The following is a 15,900-nucleotide window of genomic DNA, read 5'->3' on the forward strand; positions in this document are numbered from 1 at the left end:
CGTCGGTCGTCTGCTGCTGGTTCAGTGGTCCGTCCATCCTCTTCGCTTCGGCCGGATCGGCCGGAACAAGACGCCACAGTCTATGCCCGACCCCGGGCCGCTCGAAGGACGTCCCGGCCCGCGGCGGCTCGTCCCGGTGCACCTCGTCCCGCTCGGGTCGCCGGTTGACCGGCGCGGGTCAGATCAGCCGGCGGCGCGGGGTGTCCTTGCGGGTCGGCCGGATGTCCTCGCCGGTGCGATCGCGGTGCACGGCATACGCGGCGAGCGCGGCCGACAGCAGTTGGGCCCACGGTTCGGTGCCCGCCCGGGTCAGGGGGCCGGCGTAGTAGCGGCCCGGCGAGCGGGTCGTCGGGGTCAGCCGCTGCCAGGTGCGGCGCCCGCGCCAGGCGATCCGGTCGCCGCCGGTGGTGTCCACCACGGCCGCGGCGCCGAGCTCTACCGGATCGAGCCGCGCGGGATCGGGGATCTCGCTGCCGTGGCGCAACTCCACGCCGCGCTTGTCGAGGCGGGCCAGCAGCAGCCGGACGAGGGCGGCATTGTCCGGCGTACCGGTCGCGTCGGTGATGGTCCAGCGGCCGAAGGTACGCCGCAGCGCGTGCCGGGTGGCGTACCAGCCGGGTAGCCGGTCGGCGGTGGTGTGCTGTTCGGCCGCGACGGCGCCGAGCAGGTCGCCGAGCAGCGGGTGGCCGAGCTCGCGGGCATGATCGGCGAGGGAGTGCCGCCAGCCGATGGCGCGGCGGGTCGCGCGGTCGGGGCGCCGGGCCCGGAACTCCTGCTCCAGACCGAGCGGGCGCAGCCGCTGCCAGGTGTCATCGGTGCGGTCGAGGAAGTCCTGCCACGCCTGGGCGGTCGCGGGACCGGCGGCGGCGCTGATCGCGGCGTACTGCCCGGCCCGGTCGTGCGGGAGCGCGAGCGCACCGTGGTCCGTGGGCGGCGCGGGCGTCCAGGAAAGGCCTGCCCGGTCGAGTTCGAGGTCGAGCGGGCGGCCCGACTTGCGGAAGGTGTCGCGCCAGGCGGCGGGAAGGTCGAGAACGGGCGGCAGGGTGAGCGCGGGCGCGGACGCCCGCTCGTGGATGATCACCCGGTGCCCGGCCAGCGCAAGGCGGGCCGCGACCGCCAGACCGGCGAGCGAGGCCCCGATCACGGCGACCGGCGTGCGCTCGACGGCTTCGGCGGACGGGCTCACGCGGGCGGGCCGACGGCCCGGCGTTCCCGCCAGTGGCGCAGGCGGCGCCAACCGCGCCGGATCTGTCGCGCGGCCAGCACGGCAAGGACGATTCCGATGATCAACAAGATGCCGGCGACGATCGCCGCCGGGATCGGGTTGAGCACGGCGAAGGTGGTCATTCCGACCACGGCGACCTCGCCGCCCGCGGACGCGGCGATGTTGCTCGCCGGTTCGGGCGAGGTGTTGATCGCCAGCCGGAGACTGGCGCGGACCAGGTGCGAGACGAGCGCGGTCAGGCCGCCCACGGAGGCCAGCGTGATCGTCACCAGGTCGCCCTGGGCGTTGGCCATCAGGGCGCCGATCACCGCGCCGGCGACCGGCCTGATCACCGTCGAGATCGTGTCCCAGACCGAATCGACGTAGGGGATCTTGTCGGCGAAGAACTCCACCAGCGCGAGGATGCCGGCGATGATCAACACATCGGTACGCTGCAGCGCCTGCGGCACGTCGCCGAAGCCCGCGAAGCGCCCGAGCAGGCCGAGAACCAGGACCGTCGCATAGGCATTGACGCCCGATGCCCAACCGCTGGTGAAGACGAGGGGAAGCGCGCCCATGGGGAAAGTGTAGGGCCGGCAGGGACGGTGGCGGCGCGGGCGAAGCCAGAGGTCTTGACTTTGATGCAATGTAATCATGTAATAACTTCATGAACGGTGAGAGTGGCTCCCAGGTGGGGGCGTGGTTCGCGGGGCGGCTGCCCGGTGAGTGGTTCGTGGCGGCGCCGGAGGTCTCGGTCGACCGCGAGGAGATCGTGGTGACCGGCGAGGTCGCGGCCCCCGAGGGCGTCGAGGACGATGCCGCGGCGCAGGCCGGCCGGATCCGCCGCTTCCGGGAGGACACCCGGCAGCAGCGGATGGCGATCGCCGACGAGGCGGAGGAGCGCTTCGGCCGCAAGGTCGCCTGGGGCGTAAGGTGTGGGCAGACGAGCCAGCTCTTCACCCACCTGGCGGTTCCGGTGATGACGCGGCTGCGCCAGCCCCAGCGCAAGGTGCTCGACACGCTCGTCGATGCCGGCGTCGCCCGCTCGCGCTCCGATGCGCTCGCCTGGTGCGTCCGCCTGGTCGGGGAGAACGAGGGGGAGTGGATCGACCGGATGCGCGAGGCGCTTGCCGCGGTGCACGAGGTACGCGACTCCGGGCCCGTGGGCCGCGCCGGCTGAGGCCCCCTCACCCGCCTCCCGGCCGCCCCTCGCACCCGCCTCCCGGTCGATTGTTTCCGTAGTTATGCCCGCTATCAGTCCCTGATAGCGGGCATAACTACGGAAGCAATTCCGAAGGGGGCGGCGGCGGGGTGGGTGGCGAGTCTGAGGCGGCGGGGTGGGTGGCGAATCTGAGGCGGCGGGTGGGTGGCCAGGCGCAGGGGATCAGCTCCCGGCGTACCGATCCAGGAAGGCATACACCTCGGCCTCGTCGACGCCCGGGAAGGCGCCGGGCGGCAGCGCCGCGAGCAGATGACTGTGCGCGGACGAACTGGGCAGGAACTGCCCGTCCCAGTCGGTACGCAGCTCCTGGGGCGCGCTGCGGCAACAGCTCGGGTCCGGGCAGCGCGAGACCGAACGCTCCTTGGTCTCCCGGCCACGGAACCACTTCGCATGCACATAGGGCACGCCGAGGCAGGTCGAGAACGTCCCCTGCGTCGTGCCCTCGGTGCGGGCGGTGCACCAGTAGGTCCCGGTCGAGGTGTCGGTATAGGCGTTGTAGGCGTTGAAGGTGTCCGGGACGGTGAAGATCATCCGGGAGGTCCAGTAGCGGCAGCAGCGCTGTCCCTCGATCGCGCCGGTGTGGTCGGTCGGGAAGGCCACATCGTCGTTCTCGTAGGCCTTGTAGATGGTTCCGCCCTCGTGCACCTTCATGAAGTGCACCGGGATGCCCAGGTGGTGGGTGATCAGATTCGTCATCCGGTGGGCGGCCGCCTCGTACGACACCGCGAACGTGTCGCGCAGGTCCTCGATCGCCAGTTCCTTCGCCTTGCGTGCCTCGGTCAGTACGTCCACGCACGCCTGTTCGGGCATCAGTAGCGCCGCCGCGTAGTAGTTGGTCTCCACCCGCTGGCGCAGGAAATCGCCGTAGCTGGTCGGGGTGTCGTGGCCGAGCACGTGATGGCCGAGCGCCTGCAACAGCACCGAGCGCGGATCATGATCACCGCGCGAGCGGCGGGAGAGGTAGATCCGCCGCTGCTTGAGGTCGGTCACGGACCGCGTCGACTGCGGCAGATCCTCGACGTGGTGCAGGCTGAAGCCGAGCTTGTCGGTGATCGCGTTCACCAGGTGCTCCGACAGCGGGCCGCGTCGATAGCCGACCTTGCCGAGCAGCGACCGTGCCTCCTCCTCGATCTCGGCGAAATAGTTGTCCCGGGCACGCATGTCGCGGCGCAACTGGGCGTTCGCGCGCCGGGCCTCCTCCGGTGTCGCGGTGCGCTCCTCGGCGTCGCGCTCGAGCTGGCGGTGCAGCGCGACCAGCGATTCCAGCGCATCCATCGGTAGCCGGGGGCCGATTCTGACCTTCGGCAGATTCCGCGAGGTCGCCAGCGGGGAGCGGGAGTAGCGCTCCAGCTCGATCTCTAGGGCGGTACGCCGGTTCGGTGGCTCGGCACCCGTGAGCTCGTCCAGCCCCACCCCGTAGTGGTTGGCGAGCTTGGTCAGCGTACCGATCCGCGCCTCGCGTTTGCCGTTCTCGATCAGGGAGAGCTGGGACGCCGCGACCCCGCCGATGCTGCCGGCCTGGGCGAGGGTGAGCCCCTGCTGCTTGCGCAGGTGCCGCAGCCGGCGACCGAGCTCGAAAGGTGTGTTTCGCTCGGCCGGGACGGTGCCCGCCGCGGGACTGGACCATGTCGTCTCGGCCATTCCTTCACCATAGGAAAGATTTGCGAATCTTTCCACTGATTCGGCTCGATCAAACTGGCGTTCTGCCCGCAAGGTTGTTCCACGACGGGCAGCCCGGCCCGGGAGACCACGAAGGAGTCGCGACCGATGTCGGAGAACACCAACCCCAGCAATGTGCCGATGAGCGCCGAAGCGCTGGCTCACGACTGGGCCAACAACCCTCGTTGGGCGGGTGTGGAGCGCGACTACACGGTCGAGGACGTGGTACGCCTGCGCGGCCGCGTGCCGGAGGAGCACACCCTGGCCCGCCGCGGCTCGGAGAAGCTGTGGCGAGAGCTGACCGAGGGCACGCCGAACGGTGAGTACATCAACGCCCTCGGCGCGCTCACCGGCAACCAGGCCGTGCAGCAGGTCAAGGCCGGCCTGCGTGCCATCTACCTGTCGGGCTGGCAGGTGGCGGCCGATGCCAACCTCGCCGGTCAGACCTACCCCGACCAGAGCCTCTACCCGGCCAACTCGGTGCCGGCGGTCGTGCGGCGGATCAACAACGCGCTGCAGCGTGCGGACCAGATCGAGTTCTCGGAGGGCAAGCAGAGCGTCGAGGACTGGCTGGTGCCGATCGTCGCCGATGCCGAAGCCGGTTTCGGTGGCCCCCTGAACGCCTACGAGCTGATGAAGTCCATGATCGTCAGCGGCGCGGCCGGCGTGCACTGGGAGGACCAGCTCGCCTCGGAGAAGAAGTGCGGTCACCTCGGCGGCAAGGTGCTGATTCCGACCGGGCAGCACGTGCGTACCCTCAACGCCGCCCGGCTGGCCGCCGACGTGGCCGGCGTGCCCAGCGTGATCATCGCCCGCACCGATGCCGAGGCGGCGACCTTGATCACCTCCGATGTCGATGAGCGCGATCAGCAGTTCATCACCGGCGAGCGGACGCCGGAGGGCTTCTACAAGGTGACCAACGGCATCGAGCCGTGCATCGAGCGCGCGAAGGCGTACGCCCCGTATGCGGACCTGATCTGGATGGAGACCGGTACGCCCGATCTCGAGCTCGCGCGGAAGTTCGCCGAGGCGGTGAAGGCCGAGTACCCGGACCAGATGCTGTCCTACAACTGCTCGCCGTCGTTCAACTGGAAGGCCAACCTGGACGACGCGACGATCGCGAAGTTCCAGAAGGAGCTGGGCGCGATGGGCTATGCCTTCCAGTTCATCACGCTGGCCGGCTTCCACGCGCTGAACTACTCGATGTTCGATCTCGCCCACGGCTACGCCCGTGAGGGAATGAGCGCCTACGTGGACCTGCAGGAGCGCGAGTTCGGCTCCGAGGAGCGCGGCTACACGGCCACCAAGCACCAGCGCGAGGTCGGCACCGGCTGGTTCGACCTGGTCTCGTCTGCCGTGAACCCGAACGGTTCCACCCAGGCCCTGACCGGCTCCACCGAGAGCGCCCAGTTCCACTGACACCCGGGTCGCCGACGCGCTGACCCCCACCACTTCCTCAGGAGATGATCATGAACGACCGCATCACCGTCACCCGCGACGACGGACCGGCACAGGACAGCGTGCTGACGCCCGAGGCGCTGGACTTCCTGGTCCGGCTGCACGACCTGTCGGTCGGCCGCCGCCAGGAACTGCTCCAGGACCGACGCGACCGGCGTACCGAGATCGGCAACGGGCGCGATCCCCGGTTCCTGCCCGAGACCGAGCACATCCGCAACGACGATTCCTGGCACGTCGCCCCGCCGGCGCCCGGGCTGGTGGATCGCCGCGTGGAGATCACCGGGCCGACGAGCCGGAAGATGACGATCAACGCGCTGAACTCCGGCGCGAAGGTCTGGCTCGCGGATCTGGAGGACGCCAACACGCCCGCCTGGACCAATGTGATCGACGGGCAGGTCAACCTGCGCGATGCGATCAACGGCGAGATCGACTTCACCTCGCCCGAGGGCAAGGAGTACAAGGTCACCGCGACCCAGACGCCGACCATCGTCGTCCGGCCCCGCGGCTGGCACCTGGCCGAGAAGCACCTGCTGGTCGACGGTGTGCCGATGGCCGGCGGTGTGGTCGACTTCGGGTTGTACTTCTTCCACAACGCCAAGCAGTTGATCGCCAACGGCGCGGGACCGTACTTCTACCTGCCCAAGCTGGAGGGGCACCTCGAGGCCCGGCTGTGGAACGACATCTTCATCCTCGCGCAGGACCTGTTGGGCATCGAGCAGGGCACCATCCGGGCCACCGTGTTGATCGAGACGATCACCGCGGCGTTCGAGATGGAGGAGATCTTGTACGAGCTGAAGGAGCACAGCGCCGGCCTGAACGCGGGCCGCTGGGACTACATCTTCAGCGTGATCAAGAACTTCCGCTCCCGCGGCCCGCGGTTCGTGTTGCCGGATCGCCAGGACGTGACGATGACCGCCCCGTTCATGCGGGCCTATACCGAGCAACTCGTCCGGGCCTGCCACCGGCGAGGCGCGCACGCCATCGGCGGGATGGCCGCCTTCATCCCGAATCGCAAGGATCCGGAGGCAACCGAGCAGGCGCTGACCAAGGTCGCCGAGGACAAGAAGCGCGAGGCCGGTGATGGATTCGACGGCTCCTGGGTGGCGCACCCCGATCTGATCGAGACCGCTCGGGCGGCATTCGACGAGGTGCTGGGTGACCGGGAGAACCAGGTCAACCGGCTGCGCGAGGATGTCACCCCGGACGATCGGGCGCTGATCGACATCGAGTCGACGCCGGGTGAGATCACCGAGGCGGGCGTGCGGACCAATGTCGAGGTCGGCATTCGCTACCTCGAGGCGTGGCTGCGGGGCAACGGCGCCGTGGCGATCCACAACCTGATGGAGGACGCAGCTACCGCCGAGATCTCGCGCTCCCAGTTGTGGCAGTGGATCAACGCCGGTTCGCAGACCAGTGACGGTACGCCGATCACCGCGCAGTGGGTCGAGGCCGTCATTGACGAGGAGTTCGCCGGGCTGGAGCGGTTCGAGGGGGACAAGTTCGACCTCGCCCGCGAGCTGTTCAGCGAGGTCGTGCTCGGCGAGGACTACGCCACCTTCCTCACCGTGCCGGGCTATGCGCGCTACCTGTGCCGGGCCAAGCAGCCGCACGCGCACCGCGAGGATTTCGCGGTCGCGGTCTGATTCCCCCGACGAACGGCGGTCCCGGTATCGGGGCCGCCGTTCGCCGTGCTCTGGTGTCGGGGCGCTGGCGCAGTTATCGTCGAGTATGCGCATCCATGACGTGATCGACCGCAAGGGCGCGGATGTGGTCACCGCGCGACCCGATTCCGACATCGCGGCCCTGGTCGATCTGCTTGCCGAGCACGGCATCGGCGCGGTGGTGGTCAGCGAGGACGGGAGCAGCGTCGACGGCATCGTCAGCGAGCGCGATGTCGTGCGCGCGCTCACCGACGGCCCCGACCTGTTGGGCCGACCGATCAGTTCGATCATGACCGCTGACGTGCAGACCTGTTCCCCCGACGATGATCTTGAGGTCGTCGCGCGGACGATGACCGACGGCCGGTTCCGGCACCTGCCGGTGATCGCCGACGGCGGGCTGGCCGCGATCGTGTCGATCGGCGACATCGTCAAGCACCGGATCGACGAGTTGCAGACCGAGCGCGAGCAGTTGGTCGACTACATCCAGAGCTGACCGGCCCGCTCGCGCTAGATTCGTGATCATGACGATCGCGAGCGTGCGTGCGGAGTTCAGCCCTGCGGGGACCTACCTGAACACGGCTTCGCTGGCGCTGCCGCCCCGGCGTACCGTCGACGCCGTGGCGGCGGCCGTCGAGCGCTGGTCGCACGGCCTGGACAATGCCCCCGACTTCGATGCCCCGGTCCAGCACGCCCGCGAGCGGTACGCCGAACTGGTCGGAGTGGACGCGGACCGGGTGGCCATCGGATCCCAGGTCAGCGTGCTCGCCGGCATCGTGGCGGCCGGGCTGCCCGATGATGCGCAGGTGTTGTTGGCCAGCGGGGACTTCACCAGCGTGATGTTCCCGTTCCTCGCCCAGGAGCGGCGTGGGGTGCGGGTCCGTGACGTGCCGCTCGCCGACCTGCCCGGCGAGATCGGGCCCGGCACCACGCTGGTCGCGGTGGCGGCCGTCCAGTCGGCCGACGGGGCGCTGGCCGATCTCGACGCGATCGAGGCGGCCGCCCGCGAGCACGGCGCGCGGACCCTGATCGATCTCACCCAGGCGGCCGGTTGGTTGCCGATCGACGCGGGGCGCTTCGACTACACGGTCTGCGCGGCGTACAAGTGGCTGCTCGCTCCCCGCGGGTGCGCGATGTTGACCATGGCGCCGGAGCACTTCGGAGAGGCGATCCCGCACGGGGCGAGCTGGTTCGGCAACGCGGACGTCTGGAACTCGATCTACGGGGCGCCGCTGCGACTGGCCGACACCGCGCGCGCCTACGACGCCTCGCCGGCCTGGCACAGCTGGGTCGGGCTCGAGGAGTCCCTGGACTTCCTGCTCGGCCTGGGCATCGAGCAGATCCACGCCCACGACGTCGGGCTCGCCGACGACTTCCTCGCCGCGCTCGGTCGCCCGCCGGCGGGGTCGGCCATCGTCAGCGTCCCGGTCGCACCCGGCACGGCCGAGGCCGCCGCCGCGGCCGGGATCCAGGCCGCAATGCGTGCCGGGCGGTTGCGGGTGTCGTTCCACGTCAGCAACGACGCCGACGACGTGGCCCGGGCGGTCGAGGTGCTGGGACCGTTCGTGCGCGAGTGAGCCCGGGGCCTACCGATTCCCCGGAGGATCCGCGGGCCTGGGCCCAGGCGATGTTCGGCGACGCTCCCGATCCCGGTCAGACGGTGATCTTCCGCGGTGTACTGGGGATGCCCGTGGGTACGGTGCTCGGCGGTGAGCGCGTTGCGGTGGCCCGGATCGAGCGGGCGGAGGGGGCGCGTCGGATCTGGCTGGCCGATGCCTCGGATTGGTCAGTTGTCGCCTGTTGGTGGAGGTCGCGCCGGATCGGCAGGGCGCACCGGGACCGACCGACGGGTGCCGCGGCAGCGTTTCGTTGACCACCTTGATCAGCTACCGCGACCGGCGCGGCCGATCCCGCTGGTCGTGCCTGGCGCCGGTGCATCGCAGGCTCGCGCCCGGGCTGCTGCGCGATGCGGCCGCGACGATGGAGGGGCTGGCACTGTCGGCTGAGCGAGCGGCGCCGACAGCGCAGGCGGAGAACTGATCTTCACCGGTACGCCGAGGGACCTGCTCAGCTCGACGATGGCTGCCGACCTGCGGTGCGCGGTCGGGCCTCCCACCAGGTGAATCGCCGCCACGCCCGCTCCAGCGGACCCTGACCGAATGCGCGCAACCACAGGGTGCTGATGATCAACTGAGCCAACAGGATCCCTGCGCAGACGATGATCAGGCGGACCCGCCCGGCCTGGCTGTCGTCGATGCCCAAGGGCTCGGTGAGAGTGAGTGCGACGAGCATCAGGACGAGGGATGCCCCGATGTAGTTGGTCAGCGCCATCCGGCCGAGCGGAGCGAAGATCGCGCGCAGGGCGCCGGAAAGGGGAGTGGCCAGCAGCGCGACCAGCGCAGCCAGGTAGCCGGTCGCCATCACCAGGCCGAGGACCGAGGCGAACGGCCAGAGCGCGATCTGCGTCGGGTCGGAAATCAGCATGATCACGGCAGGAGCGCTGATCCCCGCGATGATCAGCGCCAGCGCCGCGGCCACCACGCCCGCACGTGCCCCGGTCAGCCGTTCGGGAACGCGGTAGCCCGCCAGTCCGAAGCCGAGCAGGAAGAGGCCCGGGATGAGGGCCATCCCCCCGGACAGCGCGCCGGCGACCGTCAGCGCGGCTCCGGCCACGATCGGTACCCAGCGCAGCCGGGCGGGCAGGAAGGTTGCCGGGAGCAGGAAGAACAGCGCGGCGATGGCGTACGGCAGCAGCGCCTCGCCCGGCTGGATGATCTGGTGCAGTGCCCCGAGAGCCGCCAGCATTCCGATCCGCCGCAGCAGCGCGAGCCGCGGACGGTCGGTACGCCGTCTCGCGGAGCCCCAGATCATCCCGAAGCCGATCCCGAACAGCAACGAGAAGATCGGGAAGAACCGCTGCTGCACGAAGACCTGCAGCACCGCCTCGGCGGGAATGTCGGCGAGCCGCCAGTAGAGGTCTTGATCATGGAACCGGGCCAGTACGGTCGGCGCGTTGACGAAGATGATGCCGCACAGCGCGAAGCCGCGAGCGACATCGAGCAGCGCGATCCGGGGCGGGGTGGAGGCAGAGGAGGGCACGCGCACACGATGCCCGCAGGTGTCGCGTCGCACCATCGGCCGAGGGTGGCCCGGCGGGTCGGCCCACGGGAGTGCCGGTCGGCGGCGGGTCGGACCGCGGCCCGGTGTGGCGCTGTTGACCGATTGTCGGAGGTCGCGTCTATAGTGGTCCGTGTTCGAACAACTGTTCGATGCGGACTTGGGGAAGGACCGCTCGCAGGCGATCGAACCGGGGCTTGTCCCGACGCTCCCGGCCTCGACCCCCGGGGGCGTCGGGGCATTCCCGATCCGCGCGGCGCGTCCGCGTACCCGACCACTACGCTCGACCCCAGGCCGGGATGCGCACCTCGCGTGACCCGACAGGTGCCGGTCGCGGCGTGAGGAGGGCACGATGCGGGGAGCAGGTGCCGCCCAGCGCGTGCTGGTCGACGCGCTGACGGCCAGGCTGGGCGCGAGGCCGAGCGATGTCGTCGACCTCGGTGGCGGCACCGGCGGTCTCGCGGGGACGTTGGCCGGGCTCGGCCATCGTGTGACCGTGATCGACCCGAGCCCCGACGCACTGGCCGCCGTGCAGCGCCGCGCCGCCGAGCTCGGGGTCGGTGACCGGCTCACCGGGCGCCAGGGCGACAGCACCACTCTGGTGGGCGATCTTGGACCGGGCGCCGCCGATCTCGTGCTCTGCCACGAGGTGCTCGAGCTGGTGTCGGACCGCGCCGCGACGCTGACCGGCATCGCGACCGTGTTGCGCCCGGGCGGTGCCCTCAGCCTGGTCACGGCCCAGCGCTACCCGAGGGCGCTCGCGCACGCCGCCGCGGGAGACTTCGCCAGGGCGCGGGCAACCTGGCAGGACCCGACCATGCTCGACCCGGTGCGGGCGCGCGAGTTGCTGGCCGTGGCCGGCTTCGAGATCCGCGAGGCGCACGGGCTCGGCCTCGCCGCCGGCCAGATCTCCGACGAGGTAGGCGAGGGCCGGGGCGGCGCGATTCTCGACCTCGAGCGTGCCTTCGCTGCCGACCCGGGCCTGTTGGCCGCAGCGCCGCGGCTGCACCTGTACGCCACGGCGGCCGGAACACCCTGACGGCGGCTTCGGCGTACCCATCGAGAGGGTCGGTGAACGGCCCCGGCTGCGGGTTTCTTTCACCCCCCGGCGCAACTAGACTGTCGACACCAAGGATCATCGACACCCACGAGGTTTCGACGGACGGATTCGGGAGGTGACAGTGGCCCTCTCAGAGGAAGAGCAACGACTGCTCGACCAGATGGAGGCTGCGCTGGCGGCTGAGGACCCCAAGCTGGCCAACGCCATGCGGGGCAGCACGCAGCGGCGCCTGCACCGCCGGCGGGCAACATTGGCCGGCATCGGATTCGTCGCGGGACTCGGCATGTTGATCGGTGGCATGGAGGTCCACCCGGTCCTGAGCGTCGCCGGATTCGTGCTGATGCTGGTCGCGACGGTCGTCGCGATCTCGTCCTGGAACGGAGCCGGGCGGGTGCGTTCGCGGGGGCCCGAGCCGTCGGACCCGCGCAAGCCGATGGGGGCGCGGACCGATCCGGGTGGCCGGACCCGTCACCGCCGCGCCGGTGAGAGCAAGAACTTCATGGACCGGATGGAGGAGCGCTGGCGGCGACGCCAGGACGAGGGCTTCTGAACCACACGTAAGTCGCGAGGGCCCGGCGGGATTTCACCCGCCGGGCCTTCGCGCGTTCTGGGTGATAGCCGCGGGCTGAACCGGCAGCCGCGGGGCGAGTCGGCAACCGCGGGCTGACTCGGCAGGCGCGGGCGATACTCGGTTCGCGTGTGCCGGTTGGGTTCGCGGATGGCGTCGTGCGCGTGCAGCCGCGGGTTGAGTCGGCAGGCGCGGGCGATACTCGGTTCGCGTGTGCCGGTTGGGTTCGCGGATGAGGTCGTGAACGTGCAGGCGCGGGGTGGATCGGCAGGCGCGGGTGGAACCGGCAACCGCGGGGTGAACCGGCGGCCCTGGCGAATTGGCGTCGGTCAGCGGCGCCGGTTGAAGTTGTGCCAGACCGAGCGCGGCCAGTAGCGCGCCGCGAGCCGGCCGAGCCGGCCGTCCTCCTTGGCCTGCAGGCCCTGCTCCACGCGCTTGACCAGCGGGCGCGGGTCGTCGGTATTGCGGTAGTCACGGGAGAACCGGGCCCGTTCCACCAGCACCGACAGTCGCTGCATGGCCTGCCCGGGCCCGTCGTCGAGCTTCTGCGCGATCCGGGCGCCCGTGTCGCGGGGCGAACTGCTCGGCCAGTCGTGGCCGTGATCGACCACCAGATCGCGGACCTCGGTCCAGGCATCCTCGACGCGCTCGCTCGGCGTACCCTCCGCCGACATCCGTATCCCTTTGCGCCGCCGTCGCACGATGGCCGGCAGCGCGGCGAGCAGCCCGAGCACCAGCACCACGCCGGCGGCCGCGGCCACCCGCTGGGCAATCAGTGCCAGGTCGTCGCGGATGCCGACCTCGTCCTCCGGAGTGGGGACGGGCACCGGCGAGGCCGAGGTGGTCGGCTCGGGCGCCGGCTCGGGGATCGGGGTCGCCGACGGCTCGTCGGGCTCCTCGCCCTCGCCCTCGTTGCTGGTCAGCGACCACGGCGGCGGGGCGGCGACGCCCGGGGTCGGCTCGAAGCGGACCCACCCGTAGTCCTCGAAGTACAGCTCCGGCCACGCGTGCATGTTGCGTACCGTGACCTCCCAACTGTCGCCGGCCTTGGTGCCCGGCAGGAAGCCGATGGCCATCCGACTGGGGATGCCGGCAACCCGCGCCATCATCGCCATCGAGCCGGCGAACTGCACGCAGAATCCGCGCTTGTCCTCCAACAGGAACTGGGTCAGCGCGTCGTAGCCGTCGGAGTCCGACGGTTCGAGCGAGTAGGTGAACTCGTCCGAGCGCAGGTACGCCTGGATCGCCGCGGCCTTGAGGGCCGGCGTCGGCGCGTCGCCCACCACCCGGTTGGTCAGCTCGATCAGCTCCGGCGGCAGGTCGGCCGGCACCTCGCCACTGACCTGGAAGTCGGCGGGCATTCCCGCCTCGGCCGCCGCCAGCCCGGCTCCGTCGGGCTCGACGGGATAGCTGGTCACGGTGTACTGCAGATTCGCCGTGGCGGCCTCCCGGTTGTCGCCGTTCGACAACACGGTCAACGAGTTCGGGTCATAGGCCCATCGTCCGGGCGCCTCGAACCGGTCGGTCGGATAGGGCAGCGGCAGGTACATCGAGTTCAGCTCGCCGATCTGGATCGACGTCTGCACGCTCGGGTCCGGCACGTCGGCGACGCCCGGCGGGGGCGGCAGGTCGTTGCCCGAGTTCAGTTGGATCGGGATGCCGGAGAAGCCCTGCGAGTCGAACCGAGGCAGGGTCGCCATCCGCAGGTACTCCGGGTCGCTCGCCGTCGTCTGGTAGACCATCACCACCCGGTCCTCGGGTTGGGTCAGGTTGCGCTTGAGGTCCTGCGACGGGTCGTTGAGCTGCAGCGGCCCGGCGTCGCCGCGCGGCGGGGCGAGCGTCCAGTTGCCGCCGGCATCGCGTACCGGCAACGCCATCGCCGCCACCAGGGCGAGCACGATCGCCGGAATCCCCACCAGGGCGGCGAGCTGCCAGGCGATGGGGCCGATGGTCGTCCGGCCGCCGGAGTCCGTGCTGATCCCACGGGTCCAGGACTCGGCGCCGTTCATGCCCTCGGCGACCAGTATCAGCAGGTAGCCGGCCGCCATCGAGACGAACGCCCACCACGGCGCCGACAGCGTCGGCACCAGAGCGGTGATCAGATACGGCGTGATCAGCGGGCCCAGGGTGGCGACCGGGCGCTGCACGGTCTCGACGAAGTGATCGGTCATGATCGTGATCGCGCCGATCATGGTCACGAAGAGCAGCGTGACCCCGGCCGAGGGCTCCATCGGGACCGGCTGGCTGGCCATGTGCTGGATGCCCTGGGAGTACAGATCGGGCAGGCGGGCGAACACACCGAGATCGGAATTGCCGGCCGTGACCGCGATCGCGAACACGAAGATCGCCAGCAACAGCACCTGGCCGCCGAGGATGATCAACGGGTCGAGGTCGAAGCGGCGGGCGATCAGCCCGGCCAGGCAGAGCACACCAGCCAGCGCGGTGCCGAGCCAGAGGAAGGCCGGATCGACGGTCAGGCTGAGCAGCGGCACGCTGGCCAGCACCATGGCGGCGAACACGGCGATGGCGTACCGATCGCTCGGCAGCAGCCGACGGGCGGCGGCCACGGGGGCCGGTCGCGGATCGGGCCGGGGATCGTCGGCCCGGCGCACGGGGGCGGGCGGGGAATCGATCGCCATCAGATCAGCGCCCCCATCAGGTCGAGCTCGCGCCACGCCAGCGGCAGGGCCTTGTCACGTGGCACCTCGACCACCCGCCACTGGTGATCACGCAGGATTCGTACCGCGTCGCGGTGGGCATTGCGTTGGGTCTCGTTCACCGCGATCGGCTCGTCATCCGGGCCGAGCACCCAGCCGGGCACGTCCGCGACCAGCGCCATCGCCTGGGAGCGGGTACGCCGGGCCCGCAGCAGCACCTCGGCGTCGGCCGGGGTGAGCAGCCCGCAGATGGCGACCAGCAACTCACCGGACTGGCCGGCCAGTTCCGCCTCGAGTGCCTTGGACATCGTCGGCTGACGGCTGGCCCGCAGATCGGTGAGGGCATGCATCAACACCTGGCGCGAGGAGAGCTGGTGCCCGTCGGGCGACTCGGCGCGGGTGACCGCGCCGTCGGCGTGGTAGAGATCGACGGCGTAGCGCTGATCAAGGAAGTACTGTGCGATGGACGCCGCCGCCGACACGGCCCACTCCAGGGATGCATCCGGACCGGCGCCGACATGGGCCTCGGAGCGCGAGTCCAGGATGATCGTCGCGCTGGGATCCCAGGCCTGCTCCTCGCGGCGGACCATCACGTCGCCGCGGCGCGCGGTGCTCGGCCAGTGGATCCGTCGGACATCGTCGCCGGCGCGGTACTCGCGGATCATCACATCGTCCGGGCCGAGCGTGCCGACCGTCTGCGGCCGGCTCTCGCCCGTGTTGGAGCCCGAACCGGAGACCCGCATCGGGCCCAGCGGATGGATGCGCGGCATCACCATCACCTCGGTCGTCGCGGTGAACTGGCGGTCGTGGGTGACCATGCCGAGCGGATCGGTGCTGCGGACCAGCAGCGGGCCCGTCCGGAACCGGCCGCGGCTGCGTGCGGTGAGCGGATAGGTCACGTCGTGCTGCCAGTGCGGGTCGAGGTCGGAGATCAGGAACTGCGGCGATCGGCCCAACTCGCTGGGCACATGATCGGCGAACAGCAACACGCCCTGGGGTAGCCGGCTGCGCTTCGAAACGGCGATCTCACCGGTCATCGGGTCGCCGATGGCGACCTCGGAGGGGTACAGCTCGCGCTGCGCGGCGAGCCGCAGCCGGCTGCGCCCGATGATCAACCACGCGATCAGCGGCAAGAAGATCAGGAACAGCCCGACCCAGAGCAGGTCGCGCTGGCCGAACAGCATCGCCGCGAGCACGGTGATGGCGCCGATGAGCGCCAACAGCTTGCCGCGGGCGGTGATCAGTCGCCACGGATTGCGCATGAGGTCTTTCTGGTTGCGGAGTTGCGGGACCGGCC

Annotated in this window: 14 protein-coding genes; 8 read left to right on the forward strand and 6 right to left on the reverse strand. The window is 70.5% G+C overall.

From position 1 onward, the window contains the following. Positions 1–178: 178 nt before the first annotated feature. Together GGQ54_RS13270 and GGQ54_RS13275 are read right to left on the reverse strand one after the other, a co-directional pair. Entirely contained in the window at positions 179–1,186 is a 1,008-nt protein-coding gene (locus GGQ54_RS13270) for a hypothetical protein (protein ID WP_179443518.1), read from the reverse strand. Next, positions 1,183–1,782: a DUF4126 domain-containing protein gene (locus tag GGQ54_RS13275; protein ID WP_179445817.1), complete on the reverse strand. Its 600-nt coding sequence runs from the start codon at positions 1,780–1,782 to the stop codon at positions 1,183–1,185. The genes GGQ54_RS13270 and GGQ54_RS13275 overlap by 4 nt, the downstream gene beginning before the upstream one ends. A gap of 89 nt (positions 1,783–1,871) precedes the next feature. On the opposite strand from GGQ54_RS13275, the gene GGQ54_RS13280 reads away from it, so the two are divergent. Then, positions 1,872–2,384, forward strand: coding sequence for a hypothetical protein (locus tag GGQ54_RS13280; protein WP_179445818.1), 513 nt, complete (start codon positions 1,872–1,874; stop codon positions 2,382–2,384). A gap of 204 nt (positions 2,385–2,588) precedes the next feature. Here the strand turns inward: GGQ54_RS13280 and GGQ54_RS13285 are convergent, their stop codons facing one another. Then, positions 2,589–4,067, reverse strand: a complete 1,479-nt coding sequence (locus GGQ54_RS13285; protein ID WP_179445819.1) for a helix-turn-helix transcriptional regulator — start codon at positions 4,065–4,067, stop codon at positions 2,589–2,591. A 126-nt stretch (positions 4,068–4,193) separates the two neighbouring features. Between GGQ54_RS13285 and aceA the strand changes: the two genes are divergently transcribed. The 5 genes from aceA to GGQ54_RS13310 all read left to right on the forward strand — a co-directional run bounded on the left by aceA (position 4,194) and on the right by GGQ54_RS13310 (position 9,241). Then, the gene (gene aceA / locus GGQ54_RS13290; RefSeq protein ID WP_179445820.1) at positions 4,194–5,504 is read left to right on the forward strand and encodes an isocitrate lyase; all 1,311 of its coding nucleotides are present in this window, start codon (positions 4,194–4,196) and stop codon (positions 5,502–5,504) included. Positions 5,505–5,554: 50 nt separating this feature from the next. Then, the gene (aceB, locus tag GGQ54_RS13295) at positions 5,555–7,186 is read left to right on the forward strand and encodes a malate synthase A (RefSeq protein WP_179445821.1); all 1,632 of its coding nucleotides are present in this window, start codon (positions 5,555–5,557) and stop codon (positions 7,184–7,186) included. A gap of 85 nt (positions 7,187–7,271) precedes the next feature. Further along, positions 7,272–7,697: a CBS domain-containing protein gene (locus tag GGQ54_RS13300; protein WP_179445822.1), complete on the forward strand. Its 426-nt coding sequence runs from the start codon at positions 7,272–7,274 to the stop codon at positions 7,695–7,697. Positions 7,698–7,725: 28 nt separating this feature from the next. After that, complete coding sequence (locus GGQ54_RS13305; RefSeq protein ID WP_179445823.1) at positions 7,726–8,778, forward strand: aminotransferase class V-fold PLP-dependent enzyme; 1,053 nt, start codon at positions 7,726–7,728, stop codon at positions 8,776–8,778. A 292-nt stretch (positions 8,779–9,070) separates the two neighbouring features. Further along, positions 9,071–9,241, forward strand: a complete 171-nt coding sequence (locus GGQ54_RS13310; protein ID WP_179445824.1) for a hypothetical protein — start codon at positions 9,071–9,073, stop codon at positions 9,239–9,241. Positions 9,242–9,268: 27 nt separating this feature from the next. Here GGQ54_RS13310 and GGQ54_RS17680 read toward each other — a convergent pair whose 3' ends face one another. Continuing rightward, positions 9,269–10,300, reverse strand: a complete 1,032-nt coding sequence (locus GGQ54_RS17680; RefSeq protein ID WP_218843868.1) for a DUF418 domain-containing protein — start codon at positions 10,298–10,300, stop codon at positions 9,269–9,271. Between the two features lie 370 nt (positions 10,301–10,670). On the opposite strand from GGQ54_RS17680, the gene GGQ54_RS13320 reads away from it, so the two are divergent. Together GGQ54_RS13320 and GGQ54_RS13325 are read left to right on the forward strand one after the other, a co-directional pair. Next, positions 10,671–11,357, forward strand: coding sequence for a class I SAM-dependent methyltransferase (locus GGQ54_RS13320; RefSeq protein ID WP_179445826.1), 687 nt, complete (start codon positions 10,671–10,673; stop codon positions 11,355–11,357). A gap of 142 nt (positions 11,358–11,499) precedes the next feature. Further along, positions 11,500–11,928 carry a DUF3040 domain-containing protein gene (locus GGQ54_RS13325; protein ID WP_179445827.1) on the forward strand — a complete coding sequence of 143 codons (429 nt, stop codon included), beginning with the start codon at positions 11,500–11,502 and terminating at the stop codon, positions 11,926–11,928. A 347-nt stretch (positions 11,929–12,275) separates the two neighbouring features. On the opposite strand, the gene GGQ54_RS13330 is transcribed toward GGQ54_RS13325, so the two are convergent. Beyond that, positions 12,276–14,585, reverse strand: a complete 2,310-nt coding sequence (locus GGQ54_RS13330) for a transglutaminase TgpA family protein (RefSeq protein ID WP_179445828.1) — start codon at positions 14,583–14,585, stop codon at positions 12,276–12,278. Beyond that, the gene (locus GGQ54_RS13335; RefSeq protein ID WP_179445829.1) at positions 14,585–15,865 is read right to left on the reverse strand and encodes a DUF58 domain-containing protein; all 1,281 of its coding nucleotides are present in this window, start codon (positions 15,863–15,865) and stop codon (positions 14,585–14,587) included. Before GGQ54_RS13335 ends, GGQ54_RS13330 begins: the two co-directional genes overlap by 1 nt. Positions 15,866–15,900: the final 35 nt, after the last annotated feature.

Source organism: Naumannella cuiyingiana (assembly GCF_013408305.1).
Classification (GTDB): domain Bacteria; phylum Actinomycetota; class Actinomycetes; order Propionibacteriales; family Propionibacteriaceae; genus Naumannella; species Naumannella cuiyingiana.

What these genes read in the sequence shown, in the direction of transcription:
- GGQ54_RS13275 (WP_179445817.1), bottom strand. Translation starts at nt 1,782, where the DNA reads ATGGGCGCGCTTCCCCTCGTCTTCACCAGCGGTTGGGCATCGGGCGTC.
- GGQ54_RS13280 (WP_179445818.1), top strand. Translation starts at nt 1,872, where the DNA reads ATGAACGGTGAGAGTGGCTCCCAGGTGGGGGCGTGGTTCGCGGGGCGG.
- GGQ54_RS13285 (WP_179445819.1), bottom strand. Translation starts at nt 4,067, where the DNA reads ATGGCCGAGACGACATGGTCCAGTCCCGCGGCGGGCACCGTCCCGGCC.
- aceA (WP_179445820.1), top strand. Translation starts at nt 4,194, where the DNA reads ATGTCGGAGAACACCAACCCCAGCAATGTGCCGATGAGCGCCGAAGCG.
- aceB (WP_179445821.1), top strand. Translation starts at nt 5,555, where the DNA reads ATGAACGACCGCATCACCGTCACCCGCGACGACGGACCGGCACAGGAC.
- GGQ54_RS13300 (WP_179445822.1), top strand. Translation starts at nt 7,272, where the DNA reads ATGCGCATCCATGACGTGATCGACCGCAAGGGCGCGGATGTGGTCACC.
- GGQ54_RS13305 (WP_179445823.1), top strand. Translation starts at nt 7,726, where the DNA reads ATGACGATCGCGAGCGTGCGTGCGGAGTTCAGCCCTGCGGGGACCTAC.
- GGQ54_RS13320 (WP_179445826.1), top strand. Translation starts at nt 10,671, where the DNA reads ATGCGGGGAGCAGGTGCCGCCCAGCGCGTGCTGGTCGACGCGCTGACG.
- GGQ54_RS13330 (WP_179445828.1), bottom strand. Translation starts at nt 14,585, where the DNA reads ATGGCGATCGATTCCCCGCCCGCCCCCGTGCGCCGGGCCGACGATCCC.
- GGQ54_RS13335 (WP_179445829.1), bottom strand. Translation starts at nt 15,865, where the DNA reads ATGCGCAATCCGTGGCGACTGATCACCGCCCGCGGCAAGCTGTTGGCG.